Origin of the sequence: Lentzea sp. NEAU-D7, from assembly GCF_026242055.1 — a bacterium.
In the GTDB taxonomy this organism is placed as follows: domain Bacteria; phylum Actinomycetota; class Actinomycetes; order Mycobacteriales; family Pseudonocardiaceae; genus Lentzea.
Genome location: NZ_JAPJDL010000026.1, coordinates 33594 through 51700 on the forward strand (window position 1 = coordinate 33594; position 18107 = coordinate 51700).

Genomic DNA, 18107 nt, shown 5'->3' on the forward strand with positions numbered 1-18107 from the left:
GGGGAATCAGCCCTCCCGCCGGGTGCGCGGGTCCAGCAGCAGGTAGCCGATGTCCGCGAGCAGGTTCGCCACCAGCACCGCCAGTGTGATCACCAGGAACACTCCCTGCATCAACGGGTAGTCCTTCGCGCCGATGCCCTGGAACAGCACGTAGCCGAGGCCCGGGTAGGAGAACACCATCTCGACCAGCAGGGCGCCGCCGACGATGAAACCCAGCGACAGCGCGAAACCGGAGATCGACGGCAGCACGGCGTTGCGCGCGGCGTAGGCGAACATGATCCGCTTCTGCGTGAGGCCCTTGGCCCGCGCGACGAGCACGTAGTCCTCCGCCGTCACGGTGACCATCATGTTGCGCATGCCGAGGATCCAGCCGGCCACCGAGCTCACGACGATCGTGACGCCGGGCAGCACGGCGTGCTCCAGGACGCTGCCGATGAACTCGCCGGAGAACTCCGGCACGAGGCCCGGCGCGTAGCCGCCGGACGCCGGGAACAGCGGCCAGGTCACGGAGAACACCGAGATCGCGATCAGGCCGAGCCAGAAGTACGGGATGGACGACAGGAACGTCGTGATCGGGATGAGGTTGTCCATCCACGACCCGCGCTTCCACCCCGCGTAGACGCCCAGCAGGGTGCCGAGCAGGAACGCGATGACCGTGGTGACGCCGACCAGCCCGAGCGTCCACGGCATCGACTGGGACAGCACGTCGGCGACGGGCGTCGGGAAGAACGTGAACGACAGCCCGAGGTCGCCCTGCACGAGGGCGGCCCAGTAGTCGACGTACTGCTCCCAGATCGACTTGTTCTTGTCGAGCCCGAAGAGGACGTACAGCGACGCCATCGCGTCGCTGTTCAGCCGGCCACCGAGCTTGGTGATCATCGCCTGCACCGGGTCGCCCGGGAGCAGGCGCGGCAGCAGGAAGTTCGCCGTGATCGCCGCCCAGAGCGTGACGAGGTAGAAGGCGGCACGGCGGAGCAGGAACGTCATGCCGCCGCCTCCACGTACAACCAGCAGGCCGCCCAGTGCCCGTAGGAGTCGACCTCGGTGCGCGGTGGCGCCTCGGTCCAGCAGCGGGACTGCACCTTCGGGCAGCGCGGCGCGAACTGGCAGCCGGTCGAGACCTCGGCGGTCTCCTCCAGCGGCGCGTCCAAGGCGATCACCGAGCGTTCCGGGTCGGGCGCGGACTCGATCAGCAGCTGCGTATACGGGTGGGCCGGCCGCTGCGTCACGGACTCGCTGTCGCCGCCCTCGACGATCTGCCCGCCGTACATCACGAACGTCTCGTCCGCGAAGTAGCGCGCCGACGCGATGTCGTGGGTGATGTAGAGGACCGCAAGCTTGAGCCGTTCCTTCAGGTCCAGCAACAGGTTCAGCACGCCGAGCCGGATGGAGACGTCCAGCATGGACACCGGCTCGTCGGCGAGCAGCACCTCGGGGTCCGCGGCGAGCGCGCGTGCGATCGCGACGCGCTGCCGCTGACCGCCCGACAGCTCGTGCGGGTACCGCGAGGCGAAGTCCGCCGGGAGGTTCACCCGCTGCAGCAGCTCCTCCACCGTCTCCGGCCGCTTGTGGATCTTCAGCGGCCGGGTCAGGTGGTAGCGGATCGTGTGGACGGGGTTGAGGGACGCGAAGGGGTCCTGGAACACCATCTGGACCTTGCGCCGGTACTTCCGGACCCCGCGCACCTTCTCGCCGTCCAGCAGGATCTCGCCGGAGGTGGGTTCCGCGAGCCGCGCGAGCAGCTTCGCCACCGTCGACTTGCCTGATCCGGATTCGCCGACGAGGGCGGTCACGCGCCCACGGCGCAGGACGATGGAGACGTCCTGCACCGCGCGCACGCGCTTGTAGGTCTTGACCAGACCCTTCGCTTCAAGCGCGACCTCGTTCATCTAGGACCCCGCGGGCTTCAGCTTCATGACGATCTGCAGGGCGTTCGGCAGGGTGGCCTGCGGCGGACCGTACGGGTCCTCCTCGGAGGGCCAGCCGACCCAGTTCTTCGTGCTGTACTCCGCACCGATCGGGCCGGCGGAGGTCGGGATCATGGGAACCTGGTCGACCATGATCTTCTGCAGCACCGCGAGGGCCTTGGCCCGCGCCGCGTCGTCCGCCGCGTTCGCGTACTCGGCCAGCGCCGCGGTCGCCTCGGGGTTGTTGTAGCGGCCGAAGTTCACCGCGGCGGTCTGCCCGATCGGCTTGATCTCCGCGCCGTCCATGATGTTCTGGTACATCTCGTACGGCGTCGCGCCGGTGTTGGTCCAGCGCAGCGAGCCCTGGAACGCGCCGTTCGCGAAGTCGGTCGTCCACGCGTCCGCGGTCTGCGTGCGCACGGTCGCCTCGATGCCGATCTTCTTCAGGTCGCCCTTGATGATGTCGAGGACCGTCAGGTAGTCCGACCAGCCGGACGGGTTGGTGAGCTCGATGGTGACCGGCTTGCCGTCGGGCGCCTTGAGCACGTCGCCTTCCAGCTTGAAGCCGGCGGCGGTGAGCTTCTGCTTGGCACCGTCGACGTCGATCTTGAACTTCGCGTCCTTGTACTCCGGAGCGAGGAACGAGTCACCGGCGGGCAACGGCATGCCGGTCTTCGACTCGAGCTTCGGGAACAGGCGGGCCTCACCCTTGACGAAGATCGCCTCGCGGTCGATCACGTCGCTCATCGCCGAACGCAGCGCGGCGTTGTCGAACGGCGCGATCGTCGTGTTCAGCCACAGGCCGTGGATGCCGAGACCGGCCGGGAACCAGAGCTTGTGGTTGGCCGGGTCCTTGTCCACGTACAGCTTCTGGTAGTCCGGGATGAAGACGTACGACCACTGGCTCGCACCCGACGCCAGCGCGGTGGTCTGCGCCGTGTTGTCGTTGTACGAGGTGTACTGGATCTCCGGGACCTTGGGGAGCTCCTGCCAGTACTCCGCGCGCCGCGCGATCGTGACGGTCTGCGAGGTGAACGACTTCAGCTCGTACGGACCCGTGCCGACGGGCTTCGGGTTCGTGTAGGTCGTCGGGTCCGGGACGGTGCTCCAGATGTGCTGGGGGATCACCATCGCACTGATGACCTTGTTGCGGTTCACGAACTGCGGGCTCGGGAAGGAGACCTCGACCTTGCCGTCCGGCGTGGCCGTGGCGGTCTCGACCTTGAGCGAGTCGCGGTTGTTGAGCGCGGGCCACTTCTTGAGGATCTCGTACGAGAAGGCGACGTCAGCGGCCGTGAGCGGCTTGCCGTCGGACCACTTCACGTTCTCCCGGATCGTGAAGGTGACCTTCTTGTAGTCGGGCGTCCAGTCCCACTTGGTGGCGAGCCACGGCACCGGCTCCTGGGCCGGGCGCGTGTTGTTCACGAACGCGAGCGGCTCGTAGATCTGGTAGCGGTAGCCGAGCGAACCCGCCGCGGACGTGGGCAGGAACGGGTTGTGGTTCTCGGTCAGGGGCCCGTTGGGCATGCCCACGGTCAGCACTCCGGCGGCCTTGGTGGCGCCACCAGAGGAGCAACCGGTCGCCGCGAGCGCCAGTGCCAACGCGACGATGACTGTTCTGCGCATGGGGGAATCTCCCGATACGACGGTGTATGAGAGCGCTCTCTCATACGTGCGGCGAACTCGCCAGACGGCAAAGGTCCGCTTCACGGGTCGTGTTCGCGAAGCAGGTCCCAGTCGCCTGGCGTGTCCGTTTCAGTTGTGGTGGAGCGGGGTGGGTCAGGGCGCGGATTCGCGCACGATCAACGAGGTCGGCAGCACCAGCGGGTGGTCGGGCATCGGCTGTCCCTCGAGCGTGGAGAGCAGCATCCGCGCGGCGGCGGCACCCATCTCCTGTGCCGGCTGGCGGATCGTCGTCAGCCGAGGTTCGGTGTGTCCCGCGACCGGGACGTCGTCGAAGCCGACCACCGACACGTCGTCGGGGACGGTCCTGCCGGATTCCCGCAGCGCCCGCAGCACTCCGACCGCCGAGAGGTCGTTCTGCGCGAACACGGCGTCGAACGGGATTCCACTCGCGACGAGCTTGTCCACGGCGACCTCACCACCTTCCGTGGTGAAGTCGCCGTCGACGACGAGGTCCGGGTGCAGCGTCAGGCCCGCTTCCGCCAAAGCGAGCCGGAACCCGTCCAGCCTCGCCTGAGTGCACCCGAAGTGCGGAGGTCCGGTGACGACGGCGAACCTGCGGCGACCCGCCGCGACGAGATGCCTCGCGACATCCGCGCCTCCCTGCCGGTTCGTCGTCGTCACCGAAGGGAACTCCGGGTGCGAGCCGCGGTCGTCGATCATGACGACCGGCAGGCCCGCCCGGTAGAGCGTGGAGATGTAGTGCAGGGCGTCCGGGGGCTCGACGACCAGCAGGCCGTCGAAAGCGTTGGCGGACACGTGGTTCGCGAACTGGTTGAGCGACTCGGGCCCGCGGTTCAGCGTGTACAGCAGCAGGCCGTAACCGTCGGCTTCGAGCGTGTCGACGATGCCTTGCAGGACCTCGCCCATCCACGGCCAGGTGAGCGACGGCGCGAGCATCGCGACGGTGCGGGTGCGACCCCGCGCGAGGCCGACGGCGCGGGCGCTGGGCACGTACCCGATCTCGTCGATGACCTTGCGAACGCGCTGCGCGGTGGAGGCGTCCACGTCCGGCTTGCCGTTCAGCACACGTGACACGGTCGCTTTGGACACCTGGGCGCGTTGGGCGACCTCTGCGATCGTGACACGCATGCCGAACTTCCTTCCGCCGCCTCCTGGAACCGGTTTCGGTACCGGTTCCGACGAGGTGTGACGGAGTCAACAGCCTGACGTGAGGATTAGTCAAGAGCCTTGCCGGAAGTTCGTGAGAGCGTTTCCACAGCGCGGTGCATCGACGCAGGTAGAGCACTGTCGAGCAACCCGGTTCGAACGACCTTGATCGATTCGCGCCACCTGAGCCCCTTGCGCCGAACGGGGTACGCGAAGCGTCTCAACTGATCGTGCACAATCGAGGTCATGGGGGTTGTCACGGCGGTAAGCCGCAACGAGGAGTACACGTTCACCAAGCCCGTGCGCGAGAGCATCACTTTGCTCGCCGGCCTAGGTGTCGAGGGTGACGTCCACCAGGGCGTCACGGTCAAGCACCGGTCACGGGTCGCACAGGACCCGACCCAGCCGAACCTGCGCCAGGTGCACCTGATCCACTCCGAGCTCTTCGACGAACTGCGCGGCAAGGGCTTCTCCGTGGCCCCCGGCGAGATCGGCGAGAACGTCACGACGCGCGGCATCGACCTGCTCGGCCTGCCCACCGGCACGCTGCTCCGCCTCGGCCCGGAGGCCGTGGTCGAGGTGACCGGCCTGCGCAACCCGTGCCTGCAGATCGACGCCTTCGCGAAGGGGCTGCTCAAGGAGGTCGTGGGCAAGGGTCCGGACGGTGAGCTCGTCCGGCGCGCGGGCATCATGTCGGTCGTGCTGGCGGGTGGCGTGGTCCGGCCCGGCGACGAGATCCGCGTGGAGCTGCCCGCGGAACCGCACCGGCCCCTGGAGAAGGTCTGAGCGCCTGATCAGATGCCTTGTCCGAAGCGGCGGACCTCTCTGACGTGGGCGCCAGGTGGCTCGGGCACGACCTCTGACCGGGTGCGCGGACCCGGCTACTCGTTGCCGAAGTGGTCGTCGAGGATCACCGAGATCGTCCTGGGCGCCTCGACGACCGCCAGGTGCGCGGCGTCTCCGACGACGTAGAGCTCCGAGTCCGGCAGGTCGTCCGCGATGTGCCGGACGAGCTCCGTCGGCGTCGCGTGGTCCTGCGCCGCCGCGATCACCACGGTGGGCACGTCGATCTTCGCCAGGTCCGGCCGCAGGTCCATCACCCGGACGGCCTCGACGCAGGCGAGGTACGTCGGCAGGTCGGTCTTCAGCAGTTCGGCGCGGAAGTGCGCGACGACGGCCGGCGCGCAGGTCGGCGTGAACCACCGGGAGACGACCGAGTCCGCGACGGCCTCCATTCCCCGTGAGCGCACCAGCGTGATCCGCTCGTCCAGCCGGGCCTTGTCCGGCACCCACGCGGTGGTGCACACGAGCGCCAGCCGCGAGATCCGGTCGGTGTGCGCGGCCAGCCACATGCCGACCATGCCGCCGAGGGACACGCCGCAGTAGTACACCTGGCGCAGTCCCAGGTGGTCCAGCAGTTCCACTACGTCGCGCGCCAGGTCTTCGATCGCGCAGGGGCCCTCGACGGGCGCGCTGCCGCCGTGGCCGCGGTGGTCGAAGCGCAGCAGGCGGAACGGCAGCGAGAAGTCGCGCCACAGTTCGGTCGTCGTGCCGAGCGCGTTGCCGAGCACCAGCACCGGCGCGTCTCGCGGGCCGGTCAACGTGTGGTGCAGCACGGCGTCACCTCCTCGCTGTGCCCCGACAACCGGGAGTCTGCCTGGGGTGTTCCCCACTCGCACGACGAATCCAACCTGCGGTTCGCCGCTCGTGGACAACCACCGGCCTGGCCCCCGCCGTAACACTGTTACGGGGAGCAGAATGGAGGACTGCCGCCGTCACCGACCTCACCGGGAAGCCGATGAACTCCGTTGCCCCGTTCGCGCACGAAGCCCTGTTCTACCGGGACGAGGACACCTTCCTCTCCGGTACGGCGAGATTCGTGGCGGAAGGTGTCGACAGAGGCGAGCCGGTGCTGGTGGCGGTGCCCGAGGTGAGCATCAGCCCGCTGCGCGAGCGGCTCGGCGGCGTGGCGGAGCAGGTCCACTTCATCGACATGACGGAGGCCGGCCGCAACCCCGGGCGGATCATCCCCGGTGTGCTGATGGCGTTCAGCGCGAGCACGCAACGCCGGTTCCGCGTGGTCGGGCAGCCGATCTGGCCCGGCCGCACCGAACTGGAGTACCCGGCGTGCGTGCAGCACGAGGCGTTGATCAACACGGCGTTCGAGGGACGGCCGGGCGTCATCCTGTGCCCGTACGACGCGACGGCGCTGCCCGCCCACGTGCTGGAGGACGCGCGCCGCACCCATCCCGTGGTGATCGAGGGCGGGCGGCGCACGGCGAGCAAGTGGTACACGGATCCCTCCGTGCTGGCCGACGTCTACAACGTGCCGTTACCGCCGCCGCCCGCGGACGCCGAGGAGCACCCGTTCTCCGTCGGCACGCTCGCGCACATGCGCAAGATCGTGTCGGCGTTCGCGCACTGGCTGCGCCGCGAGCAGGTCGAGGACCTGGTGCTGGCGGTGAACGAACTGGCGACGAACAGCATCCTGCACGCATCGGGCCGTGGCGTGCTGCGGCTGTGGCGCGAGGACGGCACCGTCGTGTGCGAGGTGAGCGACTCCGGCTCGGGCTTCCCGCCGTCGTTCACCGGCCTGTCCGGCTTCGGGATCGTGATGGTGAACCTGTTGTGTGACCTGGTTCGCACCCACACGAGTCACAGCGGTACCACCGTTCGAGTGTACTTGGGACGGTAGGGAGTCACCGCCATCTCATCGCAATGCGCACGACACGATGACCTGTTTTCCTTGCTCAGATATGACAGACCACCTCTCCCCCCTCGACATCGCCTTCCTCGCGATGGAGGGCGACACCAATCCGCTGCACCTCGGCGCGGTCGCGACCTTCGCACCGTCCACTCCGGTGCATCCGGCCCGTATCGCCGCCGTGCTCTGCGAACGGGCGCAAGAGATTCCGCGCCTGCGCCAGCGCGCCCGCACCTCGTTGCTCGGTGGCGCGCGCTGGGTGGAGGACCCCGGTTTCGCGCCGGAGGACCACGTCTTCACGCACCACGCGCGCGGCCGTGAGCGGTTCGCCACTCTGGTCTCGCACCTCATGGCGCAGCCGCTCGACCTCGCGCGCCCGCCGTGGGAGCTGCACGTCGTCACCGGTCTCGCGGGCGGCCGGTTCGCCGTCGTCGCGAAGCTGCACCACTCGCTGTGCGACGGCATGAAGGCCGTCGGCCTGGGAATCCAGCTCTTCGACCCGTCACGGCTGTCCATTCCGGACGCGGCGGAGCCGGCGGCCAAGTCGATCCTCCCGTCCCTGCCGTCGCTGCGCGGGATCAAGGACACGATCGACATCGCGTCGAGCGTGCTGATGAACACCCGCCCGCCGACGCTGAACTCGCCGGTGCTCACCGCGTCCACCCGGCCGCGCCGCGTGGTGATGTCGCGCCTGGACCTCGCGGACGTGCACCGGATCCGCCGCGCACACGGCGGCACGGTGAACGACGTGTTGCTCGCCCTCGTCACAGGGGCGTTGCGCCACTGGCTTTCCGCCCACGGCAGCGCCGGTCCCGACTCGGTCGTCCGCGCCCTGATCCCGGTCAACCAGCGCTCACGCTCCGGAGACGGCGCCTCGGGCAACCAGATCTCCGGTTTCCTGGTCGCGCTGCCGGTCGGTGAGGCGGACCCGGTGCGGCGGCTGCGGAACGTCCGCGCGCAGATGGAGTCCGCGAAGGCCGCGGGCCCGGACCGGGGCGCCGGGGCGCTGCCGCTGCTCGCCGACAAGGTGCCGCCGCTGGTGCACCGCCTGGCCGCGCCGGTCATGGGGCGCTGCGCTCCCCTGTTGTTCGACACGCTGGTCACGTCGGTGCCGCTGCCGTCCGTCCCCCTCGCGCTGGACGGTGCCGCGCTGTGCGAGATGTACCCGGTCGCACCCGTCGCACCCGGTCACGCCGTCGGCATCGCGCTGTCGGTCTACAAGTCGTCGGTCCACGTCTGCCTGAACACGAACCAGTCGTGGATGTCGGACGCGCACTGGCTCGACGGCGTGCTGCGCCGCGAGCTGTCCTCGTTGCAGGAGAGCAGCAGGGAGCTGGTGGGTTTGCCGAGGTAGGAGCGCGGGCAAACCTGGTTTCATGAGCAACACCGTGGTCCTCGACGTGGACGGAACCCTGGTCGACACCAACTACCACCACACGGTGGCGTGGCTGCGCGCCTTCCGCACCGTCGACGTCACCGTGCCGGGATGGCGCGTGCACCGCGCGATCGGCATGGGTGGCGACAAGCTGGTGGCCGCCGTGGCGGGCGACAAGGTCGAACAGGACCACGGCGACAAGGTGCGCCAGGCCTGGGAGCGGTACTTCGACGAGATGCTGGACGAGATCCAGCCGCTGGAGGGCGCACACCGCCTGGTCCGCGCGGCGACCGACCTCGGACTGGCGGTCGTGCTCGCGAGCTCGGGCAAGCGCAAGCACGTCGAGCACTACCTGAAGCTGCTCGACCCCGGCGACGTCGCCTGGACGACCTCGGACGACGTCGACGACAGCAAGCCGGCGCCGGACCTCATCGAGGTGGCCCTGCGCAAGGTCGAGGGCGAGCGCGCGGTCGTGGTGGGCGACTCGGTGTGGGACTGCGAGGCGGCCGCACGGGTCGGGCTGCCGTCGATCGGGCTGCTGACCGGCGGGTTCGGCGAGGACGAACTGGTCGACAACGGAGCCTCGGCGGTCTACCCGGACCTGGACACGCTGCGTGCGGAGCTGGCCGACCTGCCGTTCGCCGTGGTGGAGGACCCCAAGGCCTGACGTCGCGGGCCTACGGCTGGGGAACGGTCGACGGAGCCGGATCCCCCGAGGGCTTGCCGCGGTCCTTCTTCTCCTTGCTGGGCCTGGTCGTCCCGCCGGGCTGCTCCACCTCGGTGGTCTCCACGACCGGAGCCGACGACGGCACGACCCCACCGGCCCCGGGCTGTGGCGCTCCGGGCACCCCCGGCGCGTCCGAGACGGCCGGCACGCCGGACCCGTCCTGCGTCTGCACCACCGTCACGGTCGAGGGCGTGACCGTCACGACCTGGGTCTGCGCGTCCGGCACCACCGGCCGGTCCGCCGCCGGGGCCTCGTTCCCGCCACCGCCGAAGTTCGCCACCACGACGGCCACCGCGGTCACGGCGACGGCCGCGGCCGCGATCGCCACGCGCTTGCCCCGGCCGGACCGGGGCTCGGGCACGGCCGGAGGCTCGTCCGGTGCGACGGCCGCGTCCGGCAGCAACGCCGGCAGTCCGCGGCTGGCCTCGAAGGCGGCCTGCAACGACCGGGAGCACTGAGTGGCGGACGGCCGGCGCGCCGGGTCCATGTCCGTCATCGCGGACAGCAACGACACCCACGCCAGCGGCAGGTCCACGGGTATCCGCGGTGACCGGGCGAGGCGGGCCAGCGCGGCCTCGGCGTCGCCGCCGGGGTACTCGGTCCGCCCGGTCAGGCACTCCAGCAGCACGAGACCGAGCGAGTAGATGTCCGCGGGCGGGCCGACGTCGGCGCCGCGCACCTGCTCCGGCGACAGGTAGCCGGCGGTGCCGACCAGCACGCCGGACGTCGTCACCCGCGTCACCTCGGCCACCAGCGCGAGACCGAAGTCCGCCAGGTAGGCCTGCTTCTCGGTGTCGTCGAGCAGGATGTTGGACGGCTTGATGTCGCGGTGCACGACGCCCAGGTCGTGCACGTGGTCCAGCACCGCGGCGATCTGGCTGCCGATCCGCGCCACGAACCGGGGCGGCAGCGGTTCCCGCATGCGCTGGCGCAGCGTGCCACCGGTGATCTCGCGCATCACGAAGTACGGGCGGCGCGACACCGTGCCGGAGGCGTAGACCGGGATGATGCCGGGGCAGTCCAGCGAGACCAGCATCGAGGCCTCGCGCTGCAGGCGCAGCTCGTCGTCGGGCAGGCCGGGACCCGAGAAGATCTTGATCGCCACCGAGGAGGTCGTCGATCTGTCGTACGCGCGGTAGACCTCCGCCATGCCGCCGGACCCGAGAAGCGTGCCGACGACGAAACGGTCGTCGATCACCGACCCGGTCAGATCGCCGTCCCAAGGTGCGCTCATGGGCCTCCGCTCGCCTGCGCAGCAACCTAACGGGTCACCTGGAATTCCGGTACCCGCCCTACCTGAAGATCAAACTACGATCTGCCCGGTGTAGATCTCCCGGCCCACCGCCACGCCGCGTTCCCGCTGGTGGAGGCGTGTCGTCACCAGTACACCGCTCCCACCGCGAGTTCCCGCACGAGCACCTTGTCGTCGCCGGGGTACGGCTTGTTAACGCAACCGAGGATTCCCGCGGACTTCGCCGAGCCGATCCGGCGCACGACCGGCCAGGTCGTACAGCTCCCGGCCGGGCCGGGACGACCGTCACTCGAACCGCAGCTTCTCCCGGACCTCGGCGGTCACGAGGCAGCCGGAGGTGGCCTGCCAGACCCGGCTCAGCCGGACGCGGAGATCGGTGCCGCCGGTCAACGCCTGTGCCACGAACTGCAGGCCGAGCAGCTCGGCGACGATCTGCTCGGCCGCGTGCCGCACGTTCACCTCCGGCCGCAGCTCGCCGCGTTCGGAGGCCAGCGACAGCAGGTCCCGCACGACCGTGACCCAGCCGATCACCTGCGCGGCCGCGGCGACGTCGAAGAACACCGCCTCCCGCAACAGCTTCGCGCTCACCCGCACGGTGAGATCCGTCTCGAGCCGGCCGACGAACTCGTACGACATCACGATCAGCGCCTGCACCGGTGACGGCTCGACCGCGAGCACCTCGTCACGCAGCCGGTGCCACAGCAGGGACTGCTCCTCGATGATGGCGACGCCAAGGGCTTCTTTGGAACGAAAGTGGCAATACAGCGCACCTTTCGAAACGTCCGCTCGCGCGCACACGGCCGTGAGGCTCGACCTGGAGAACCCTTCGCGGTCGAAGACCTCCGCCGCGGCCCGCAGCAGCTTCGTGCGCGTGTGCGCCGACTTCTCGCGTTTGGAACTCATCATTTGGTCCGTGCGACGCCGGTCGCGACGGCTGTGGCGAAGGTGTCCGGCATCTGCCAGTACTGCTCGATCTCCCCCAGGTGCACCGAAAGCACCGCGGCGAAGCGCACTTCCACCGGTTTCCCGCTGGCACGGATCCGCCAGCGCGCCGAGCCGATCACGGCGGCGTCCCCTCCGTCGACGATCACCTGGCGCACCGACAGCTGCTCCAGGTCGAACGTGGCGAACAAGGTCAGGAACTGGGACTCGACCTCACGGCGGGTACGCCTGCCGAGTGCCCAGCGGACGCCGTTGGGGTCGGGCGCCTCCCATTCCACGGTCGGTGCGCACAACCGCGCGATGCCAGGTGCGTCCTGTGCCGCGAGTCGTGCCAGGAAGACCTGCACCGCTTCGACCGTCGAGAACATTTCACTCACCTTCTCATCCCGGTCATTGCTGCGGCAATGAACTCGGTGCGGTCACACTAGCGAGACGCTCGAAATGTGAGTGCGCACACCCCATTGGACCAGCTGCGTTTCACCCAAACATCCGATCGGACGATTCCGTTGGTACCTGAAGTTTCAACGACCGTCGGTATCACCGCAATGCACGGCACGAACTGCCGGACTTTGAGGCATGGTTGATGACGCACCCGCCAACTCACTGAAACGGAGCAGAACCGTGCTCAAGGCAGCCACTCAAGCCCACGAGCACCCGGACACCCCGCCGATTACCGCCTTGATTCCACAGGCGCGGCGAGAACAAGGGCTGACCCAGCGCGCACTCGCGGACCTGTTGTGCGAGATCTCACAAAACGACAGCGTCACCCGTGAAGAAGTGTCGAGATGGGAACGCGGCAAACGCATTCCCGGCCCTTACTGGCGCGCCTGGATCAGCGAGGCGCTCGACGTGCCGCACGCAGCTCTCGACCGCGCCGCGGTGATCGAGCGGGAATGCCGCAGGACCAGGGAGGAAGACCACTCCTGCTAGCGGTGCGCGGGCAGACGGCAGGGGTCTGCCCGCCCGCAGGAGGGCGGTGCCCACAGCGGCCGCCGCAGGCACCGCCCTACCACAAGTCCCAGGCAGGAAGGACCTTTGGCCCCCTGTGCGTCCGCGCACAGGGGGCCAGACTTCGTGAAGTGACAACCTTCGGACACTCCGTCGCGACGTTGCTCCTACTCGCCGGTAGCACGATCGGCGGCACACCGGGCGTTTCCCCGGTCAAGGTCAACGAGATCGCACTGGGCCCCGCCGGATTCGTCGAACTGCGCAACACGGCCTCCACGACGGCAGACATCGGAGGGTGGACGGTCCGGACCTGCGCCGGCGGCACCTCCGAAATCCTCGCGACCATCTCACCCGGCACGCCCCTGGGTCCGGGCGAATACTTCGTCATAGTCGGTGCCGCGTTCAGCGGAACAGTGCCGAACGGCCTGATCGTGGAGACCGTGGACGGAAGTGGCGTAATCGCCAGGAACCGGCACGGCGCACACACCGACAGCGTCGGCCTCAGCTCCTCCTCGCCGTGCCGGGAAGCGGGAGCCGCGACACCTTGCGCAGATTCATCGCTCGGCCGCGACGGCGCCTCGCGGGACACGGATCACAACTCAGCCGACTTCAGCTGCCGAATTCCTTCTCCCGGCGAAAGCAATCACTGATCAATCAACAATGGCCCCTTTCGAGGCCGAACGAATGCGAGCAAAGTCAGTCCCAGCGGCAAGACAGGTCGTTCCCCTCGACCACAGGGCCGCTACGAGGAATACCCCGAATTCACTTTCTCGAAGGGACAGGACAATGCGTCGACTGCTGAGCGGAGCTGCCGCCCTGGCAATCGCGAGCACCATCGCGTTCGCCGGACTGGCAACGGCCGCCGAGGAGCCCGAGTCTCCCGAGGTCATGCAGCTGCCGGCAGTGCTGATCAACGAGGTCTCGACCATGGGACCGAACGGCCCGCTCGACGAGGCGATCGAGATCATCAACACCACGAACGAGCAGATCGACCTGAGCAACTGGGTCATCAGGATCTACAACCAGCGCAACGAGGTCATCCAGACCATCCCGCTGGTCGACCCGCTCGGCGGGCCGCTCACGCTGGCTCCCGCGAACAACGTCGGCAGCACGCTGGTGCTGACGGGCGCGGAGTTCTCCGGCACCACGTCCACGCCGAACGTTCTCCCGGTGCGATTCTCCGGCGCCGAAGGCATCCCGGCTCTCGGTGGTGTGGCTGTCTTCGGCAGCCTCGCCCCGACCGCCTTCAAGATCGACGGTGTCGCATTCTCGTCGCCGGTGACCGCGGCCAAGGAAGGCGTCCACGCCCAGCCCGAGAACCAGCGCACCGCGCAGCTCAACGGTTCCAACACGCGCAACCTGCTGAACCAGGACACCAACAACAACCAGCGTGACTTCTCGCTGCAGGAACGCAGCTTCTGACCAACAGGATCCGACCGTCCAACGGGTGCACCGAACGAAGTGCCCGGACCACCTCCCCTCGGTGGTCCGGGCACGCTCGTGCGTGGCGCGAAGTCGCCAACGGCGACTAACCGCCGCTTTTTACTGTTTCCCAACGATTTGCGGCCCCTCATCCTGCTGTGACCTGATCAACGAGGGAGGGCGCCGTGATTCGACAAGTTCTGGCACTTGCCGCAGCTGCCGCAACGCTCGTCGCACCAGCCGCGTCCGCCGAGCCGGCACCGCAGCGGGCGGAGACGCAGACATCCGAGGCGTCGCACCGGATCACGCTCATCACCGGTGACGTCGTGGACTACACCGAACGGTCGGACGGGCGAAAATTCGCCCAGATCCACGCCGCGCCAAGGGATGGCGAGCAGCCGATCTTCCACACGATGACGACGGCAAAAGGTCTGCACGTCTACCCGTCGGACGCGATGAGCGCCGTCACGTCCGGAACGGTCGAGCGCACCCTCTTCAACGTCACCGAGCTCGCGCGCACCGGTCAGTCCGACGACCGCGCGGCCGCGGTACCGGTGCTGATGACGGGTGGCTTCTCCGCCAGTGCCCACACCCGGATCAGCACTCTCGGCGCCTCGGGCATCCGGGTCGAGAAGTCGAAGGCGCGCGAGTTCTGGCGCTCGCTGGACATGAGCGCGAAGTCCGGCGTGCGGCTGAAGTACGACCGCCCGGTGCGCGTCGCGCTCGAGCAGACCACCAGGCAGATCGGTGCCCCGGAGGCCTGGAAGGCGGGCCTGGACGGCACCGGTGTCACGGTCGCCGTCGTCGACACCGGCATCGACGCGAACCACCCCGACGTCGCCGGCAGGATCACCGCGACGGAGAACTTCTCCGACGAACCGGACGTCGTCGACCGGCACGGCCACGGCACGCACGTCGCCTCGACCATCGCGGGCACCGGCCAGGGTTCCGCGGGCAGGTACAAGGGCGTGGCCCCCGGCGCGGCTCTCGTGATCGCCAAGGTGTTCAACGGCGCCGGTGAGGCCGACACCTCCCAGGTCATGGCGGGCATCGAGTGGGCGGCCCGCTCCGGGGCGAGGATCGTCAACCTCAGCCTCGGCGGGGACGTCACGGACGGCAGTGACGAGATGAGCGCGCTGGTCGACAGGCTCTCCGCGGAGACGGGCGTGCTGTTCGTGGCGGCGGCGGGGAACAACGGCCCCGCCGGCCGTTCGGTCACCTCACCCGGCGCCGCCGCGTCCGCGCTCACCGTCGGCGCGGTCGACCGCCAGAACAAGCTGGCACCGTTCAGCAGCACCGGTCCGCGCGTCGGTGACGCGCACGTGAAGCCCGAGATCAACGCACCCGGTGTCGGCGTCGTGGCCGCCCGCGCGGCGGACACCTCGATGGGCGCCCCGGTCGACGGCCTCTACACGGCCGCCTCGGGAACGTCGATGGCGACGCCGCACGTCGCGGGCGCCGCGGCGCTGCTCGCGCAGCAGCACCCCGACTGGGACGCGCAGACGGTGAAGAACGCCCTCGTCACCAGCGCCACCGATGTCGGCATGTCCTGGTACGAGCAGGGTGCCGGCCGTCTCGACGTCGCCAGGGCCGTCACGCAGAAGGCCACGGCCACCGCGTCGGCGAGCTACGGCCGGCACGAACGCGGCACGGGCGGGGTGCTCACCAGGGAGCTCCAGTACGTCAACACCTCCGACACGGCGCTCACCCTCGACCTCACCGCGACGCTGAAGGGCTGGGACGGGAAGTCGACGACCGGGTTCACCCTCGGCACCAGCCGGTTGACCGTTCCCGCCCGCGCCAAGGCGTCCGCCACCCTCGCCCTCGACCCGGAGGTGGGCCCGGCAGGCGTGTACGGCGGCGTGGTCACGGCCACCGGGGGCGGCACGACGCTGCGCACCCCGGTCAGCGTCTACGAGGCACCCCAGACGTTCCCGGTGTCCGTGCGGGTCCGCGACGGCGCCGGCAAACCGCCCGCACCGGCGATGGGGCAGCTGGTCGACGACACCAACGGTGGCGACGACGTCAACGACCCGTTCGACGAGACCCTGAGCTACTACTTCGACGTCGTGAACGGAGAAGGCGTCGCGAACGTGCCGAGCGGCCGCTACTCGGCGGTGACCTGGGCGACCGAGAACACGGCGGGAGTGCGGCGCTGGTCCGCGCTCGCCGCACCGGAACTGACCGTCACCGGTGCCGCCGACATCTCGCTCGACGCGCAGAAGACCGTGCCGATCGAGGTCGTGCCACCGGGTCCGGCCGAACAGCGCGACCGCACCGTCACCCTGCGCCGCGTCGTACCGGAGGACGGGGTGAGGCTGCCGTTGATCACCGAGATGGCCGCCGCGCTCGGCTCGGCACCGTGGGAGATCCGGGCCACGCCCGCCGCGGCCGCGAAGAAGGGCGCGATCTCGTTGCAGGACAACGTGACCCTGCAGACCGCGACGGTCACCGCGTCCTCGGGAGGCCGGACGCTCACGACGGACGGCGACGTGGCCGTGCTCTCCGCGAAGTGGTCCGGTGAGCGGGACCTGACGCTCGGCGGGGACACGGCACTGGTGAAGATCAAGCCGGACACACCCGCGAACATGGTCAAGGCGGCCAACACCGCCGCCACGGCCGCGGCCCAGGCCGGCAAGAAGGCGATCTTGTCCTATGTGGACGCACCGGGTGCGCTCGCGCTCACCGGGCTCTCCAGCGCCTCGCTCCCGGCGCTGAGCGTCGGCAACGCGGACGGCGAGTTCCTCGCCAAGCAGACGTCCTGGAGGCTCACCGTCAAACCCGGCCCGGAGTCCGTGTTCAACCTGAGCTTCCTCGACGCCAACGGCATCCCGGCCGACCACCGCCGGACGGTGGACCCGGCCAAGCTGGTCAAGCGGCAGACCGCCTACCACGCCGACAAACCGGGCCTGACCGTGCAGAAGACGTGGTACCCGTTCCCGACCGGCCTGTGGCAGACGCAAATCCTGCGCGGCACCACGTTCACGCCGCCGGCCGCGTGGACGGAGTACATCGGCCCGGGAGACGAGCGGATCGTCTGGAAGCGGCACGTGACCCTGAGCGGAACCGACGCCAAGGGCCAGCGCGCGGCCATGACCATGTTCCAGGAGAACGTGTTCCGCGAGGGTGCCGCCGCCGCGCCGGAACGGTGGTTCGCGGGACCGATGCACAGCACCGCGATCGCACTGCAGTCCGACCACCCCGCCCGCTACCCCGCGGCGAACGGCGCGTGGCGGCAGCTCTGCTCGAACTGCCGGGCGGGCGACACGTTCGTCCCCGCCCTGCAGTGGACCGACGGCAACCCCGGCCACTACACGAACCCCTACCAGAACAGCAAGTTCTTCACGACCACCAAGGTCCGCCTGTTCCGGGGAGACGCGGAGATCCCGGCCACCCAGGAGCCGCTGGCCTTCTACCCCACCTTCACGATGGCACCGGAGAAGGCGGCCTACCGGCTCGAAGCGGTCGAGACGCACGCCCCGGGAGCGGTCGCGGGCGCGGTCAACCCGGTGCTGTTCACCCTCGCTCCGCGCACCGAGACCACGTGGACCTTCCAGTCCCACCGCTCGCAGAACCCTCCTCCCACCGGGTACGCGTGTCACGCGGGCCAACCGGCCTGCCAGTTCCAGCCGCTCATCCGGCTCCGCCACGACCTGCCGCTCGGCCTCATGAACTCCGCACCGGCCGGCACACCGTTCACCTACCACCTGCACGCCTCCAACAGCGCACCCATCACCGTCGTGAAGGTGCAGTGGTCGGCGGACGACGGCAGGACGTGGAGCCAGGCGGCGGTCCAGCCGAGCGGAGACCGCTGGCAGGTCACGATCGACAAACCCGGCGGCGACGTGTGGCTGCGCACGGAGGCCAGGGACGGAGCGGGGAACACGGTCGTGCAGACCGTCCAGAAGGCGTTCCGCACTCACTCCGGCAGCTGAGGGGGCAGCAGGGAACCGGCCCCTCGAGCCGCGGGGGGGGGGGGGCCCCCCCCCCCCCGGGGGGGCCCCCCCCCCGGCGGCGCGCCCGGGCGCCCCGCCCGG

At 69.4% G+C, this 18107-nt stretch carries 16 protein-coding genes; 8 read left to right on the top strand and 8 right to left on the bottom strand.

Translation table 11 applies throughout. The features are described 5' to 3' along the window. Window positions 1-6: 6 nt before the first annotated feature. The 4 genes from ORI60_RS37415 to ORI60_RS37435 all read right to left on the bottom strand — a co-directional run bounded on the left by ORI60_RS37415 (window position 7) and on the right by ORI60_RS37435 (window position 4682). On the bottom strand, window positions 7-987 hold the full coding sequence (locus tag ORI60_RS37415; RefSeq protein ID WP_266042752.1) for an ABC transporter permease: 981 nt from the start codon (window positions 985-987) through the stop codon (window positions 7-9). Further along, on the bottom strand, window positions 984-1889 hold the full coding sequence (locus tag ORI60_RS44805; RefSeq protein ID WP_416234556.1) for an ABC transporter ATP-binding protein: 906 nt from the start codon (window positions 1887-1889) through the stop codon (window positions 984-986). The genes ORI60_RS37415 and ORI60_RS44805 overlap by 4 nt, the downstream gene beginning before the upstream one ends. Then, on the bottom strand, window positions 1890-3533 hold the full coding sequence (locus ORI60_RS37430) for an ABC transporter substrate-binding protein (protein ID WP_266042753.1): 1644 nt from the start codon (window positions 3531-3533) through the stop codon (window positions 1890-1892). Between the two features lie 153 nt (window positions 3534-3686). Next, a complete protein-coding gene (locus tag ORI60_RS37435) occupies window positions 3687-4682 on the bottom strand; it encodes a LacI family DNA-binding transcriptional regulator (RefSeq protein ID WP_090065120.1) in 996 nt (331 codons plus the stop codon). Between the two features lie 264 nt (window positions 4683-4946). On the opposite strand from ORI60_RS37435, the gene ORI60_RS37440 reads away from it, so the two are divergent. Next, window positions 4947-5486, top strand: coding sequence for an MOSC domain-containing protein (locus ORI60_RS37440; protein ID WP_266042754.1), 540 nt, complete (start codon window positions 4947-4949; stop codon window positions 5484-5486). A 95-nt stretch (window positions 5487-5581) separates the two neighbouring features. Here ORI60_RS37440 and ORI60_RS37445 read toward each other — a convergent pair whose 3' ends face one another. Then, window positions 5582-6316, bottom strand: a complete 735-nt coding sequence (locus tag ORI60_RS37445; protein WP_266042755.1) for an alpha/beta fold hydrolase — start codon at window positions 6314-6316, stop codon at window positions 5582-5584. A 182-nt stretch (window positions 6317-6498) separates the two neighbouring features. On the opposite strand from ORI60_RS37445, the gene ORI60_RS37450 reads away from it, so the two are divergent. The 3 genes from ORI60_RS37450 to ORI60_RS37460 all read left to right on the top strand — a co-directional run bounded on the left by ORI60_RS37450 (window position 6499) and on the right by ORI60_RS37460 (window position 9446). Continuing rightward, on the top strand, window positions 6499-7395 hold the full coding sequence (locus tag ORI60_RS37450; protein WP_266042756.1) for an anti-sigma factor RsbA family regulatory protein: 897 nt from the start codon (window positions 6499-6501) through the stop codon (window positions 7393-7395). 61 nt (window positions 7396-7456) lie between these two features. Continuing rightward, window positions 7457-8758, top strand: coding sequence for a wax ester/triacylglycerol synthase family O-acyltransferase (locus ORI60_RS37455; RefSeq protein ID WP_266042757.1), 1302 nt, complete (start codon window positions 7457-7459; stop codon window positions 8756-8758). Between the two features lie 22 nt (window positions 8759-8780). Continuing rightward, the gene (locus ORI60_RS37460) at window positions 8781-9446 is read left to right on the top strand and encodes an HAD family hydrolase (RefSeq protein ID WP_266042758.1); all 666 of its coding nucleotides are present in this window, start codon (window positions 8781-8783) and stop codon (window positions 9444-9446) included. A 10-nt stretch (window positions 9447-9456) separates the two neighbouring features. On the opposite strand, the gene ORI60_RS37465 is transcribed toward ORI60_RS37460, so the two are convergent. From ORI60_RS37465 to ORI60_RS37475, 3 genes are all read right to left on the bottom strand, one after another. Further along, window positions 9457-10740 carry a serine/threonine-protein kinase gene (locus tag ORI60_RS37465; RefSeq protein WP_266042759.1) on the bottom strand — a complete coding sequence of 428 codons (1284 nt, stop codon included), beginning with the start codon at window positions 10738-10740 and terminating at the stop codon, window positions 9457-9459. 303 nt (window positions 10741-11043) lie between these two features. Next, a complete protein-coding gene (locus ORI60_RS37470; RefSeq protein WP_266042760.1) occupies window positions 11044-11661 on the bottom strand; it encodes a ScbR family autoregulator-binding transcription factor in 618 nt (205 codons plus the stop codon). Further along, window positions 11661-12068: a nuclear transport factor 2 family protein gene (locus ORI60_RS37475; RefSeq protein WP_266042761.1), complete on the bottom strand. Its 408-nt coding sequence runs from the start codon at window positions 12066-12068 to the stop codon at window positions 11661-11663. Before ORI60_RS37475 ends, ORI60_RS37470 begins: the two co-directional genes overlap by 1 nt. Window positions 12069-12321: 253 nt before the next feature. On the opposite strand from ORI60_RS37475, the gene ORI60_RS37480 reads away from it, so the two are divergent. From ORI60_RS37480 to ORI60_RS37495, 4 genes are all read left to right on the top strand, one after another. Then, a complete protein-coding gene (locus tag ORI60_RS37480; protein WP_266042762.1) occupies window positions 12322-12630 on the top strand; it encodes a helix-turn-helix transcriptional regulator in 309 nt (102 codons plus the stop codon). A gap of 179 nt (window positions 12631-12809) precedes the next feature. After that, on the top strand, window positions 12810-13298 hold the full coding sequence (locus ORI60_RS37485; protein ID WP_266042763.1) for a lamin tail domain-containing protein: 489 nt from the start codon (window positions 12810-12812) through the stop codon (window positions 13296-13298). A gap of 136 nt (window positions 13299-13434) precedes the next feature. Then, complete coding sequence (locus tag ORI60_RS37490; RefSeq protein WP_266042764.1) at window positions 13435-14070, top strand: lamin tail domain-containing protein; 636 nt, start codon at window positions 13435-13437, stop codon at window positions 14068-14070. Window positions 14071-14255: 185 nt separating this feature from the next. Then, window positions 14256-18005: a S8 family serine peptidase gene (locus ORI60_RS37495; protein ID WP_266042765.1), complete on the top strand. Its 3750-nt coding sequence runs from the start codon at window positions 14256-14258 to the stop codon at window positions 18003-18005. Window positions 18006-18107 lie beyond the last annotated feature (102 nt).

Coding starts and splice junctions, on each gene's coding strand:
- ORI60_RS37415 (WP_266042752.1), bottom strand. CDS start 987: ATGACGTTCCTGCTCCGCCGTGCCGCCTTCTACCTCGTCACGCTCTGG.
- ORI60_RS44805 (WP_416234556.1), bottom strand. CDS start 1,889: ATGAACGAGGTCGCGCTTGAAGCGAAGGGTCTGGTCAAGACCTACAAG.
- ORI60_RS37430 (WP_266042753.1), bottom strand. CDS start 3,533: ATGCGCAGAACAGTCATCGTCGCGTTGGCACTGGCGCTCGCGGCGACC.
- ORI60_RS37435 (WP_090065120.1), bottom strand. CDS start 4,682: ATGCGTGTCACGATCGCAGAGGTCGCCCAACGCGCCCAGGTGTCCAAA.
- ORI60_RS37440 (WP_266042754.1), top strand. CDS start 4,947: ATGGGGGTTGTCACGGCGGTAAGCCGCAACGAGGAGTACACGTTCACC.
- ORI60_RS37450 (WP_266042756.1), top strand. CDS start 6,499: ATGAACTCCGTTGCCCCGTTCGCGCACGAAGCCCTGTTCTACCGGGAC.
- ORI60_RS37455 (WP_266042757.1), top strand. CDS start 7,457: ATGACAGACCACCTCTCCCCCCTCGACATCGCCTTCCTCGCGATGGAG.
- ORI60_RS37460 (WP_266042758.1), top strand. CDS start 8,781: ATGAGCAACACCGTGGTCCTCGACGTGGACGGAACCCTGGTCGACACC.
- ORI60_RS37465 (WP_266042759.1), bottom strand. CDS start 10,740: ATGAGCGCACCTTGGGACGGCGATCTGACCGGGTCGGTGATCGACGAC.
- ORI60_RS37470 (WP_266042760.1), bottom strand. CDS start 11,661: ATGAGTTCCAAACGCGAGAAGTCGGCGCACACGCGCACGAAGCTGCTG.
- ORI60_RS37475 (WP_266042761.1), bottom strand. CDS start 12,068: ATGTTCTCGACGGTCGAAGCGGTGCAGGTCTTCCTGGCACGACTCGCG.
- ORI60_RS37490 (WP_266042764.1), top strand. CDS start 13,435: ATGCGTCGACTGCTGAGCGGAGCTGCCGCCCTGGCAATCGCGAGCACC.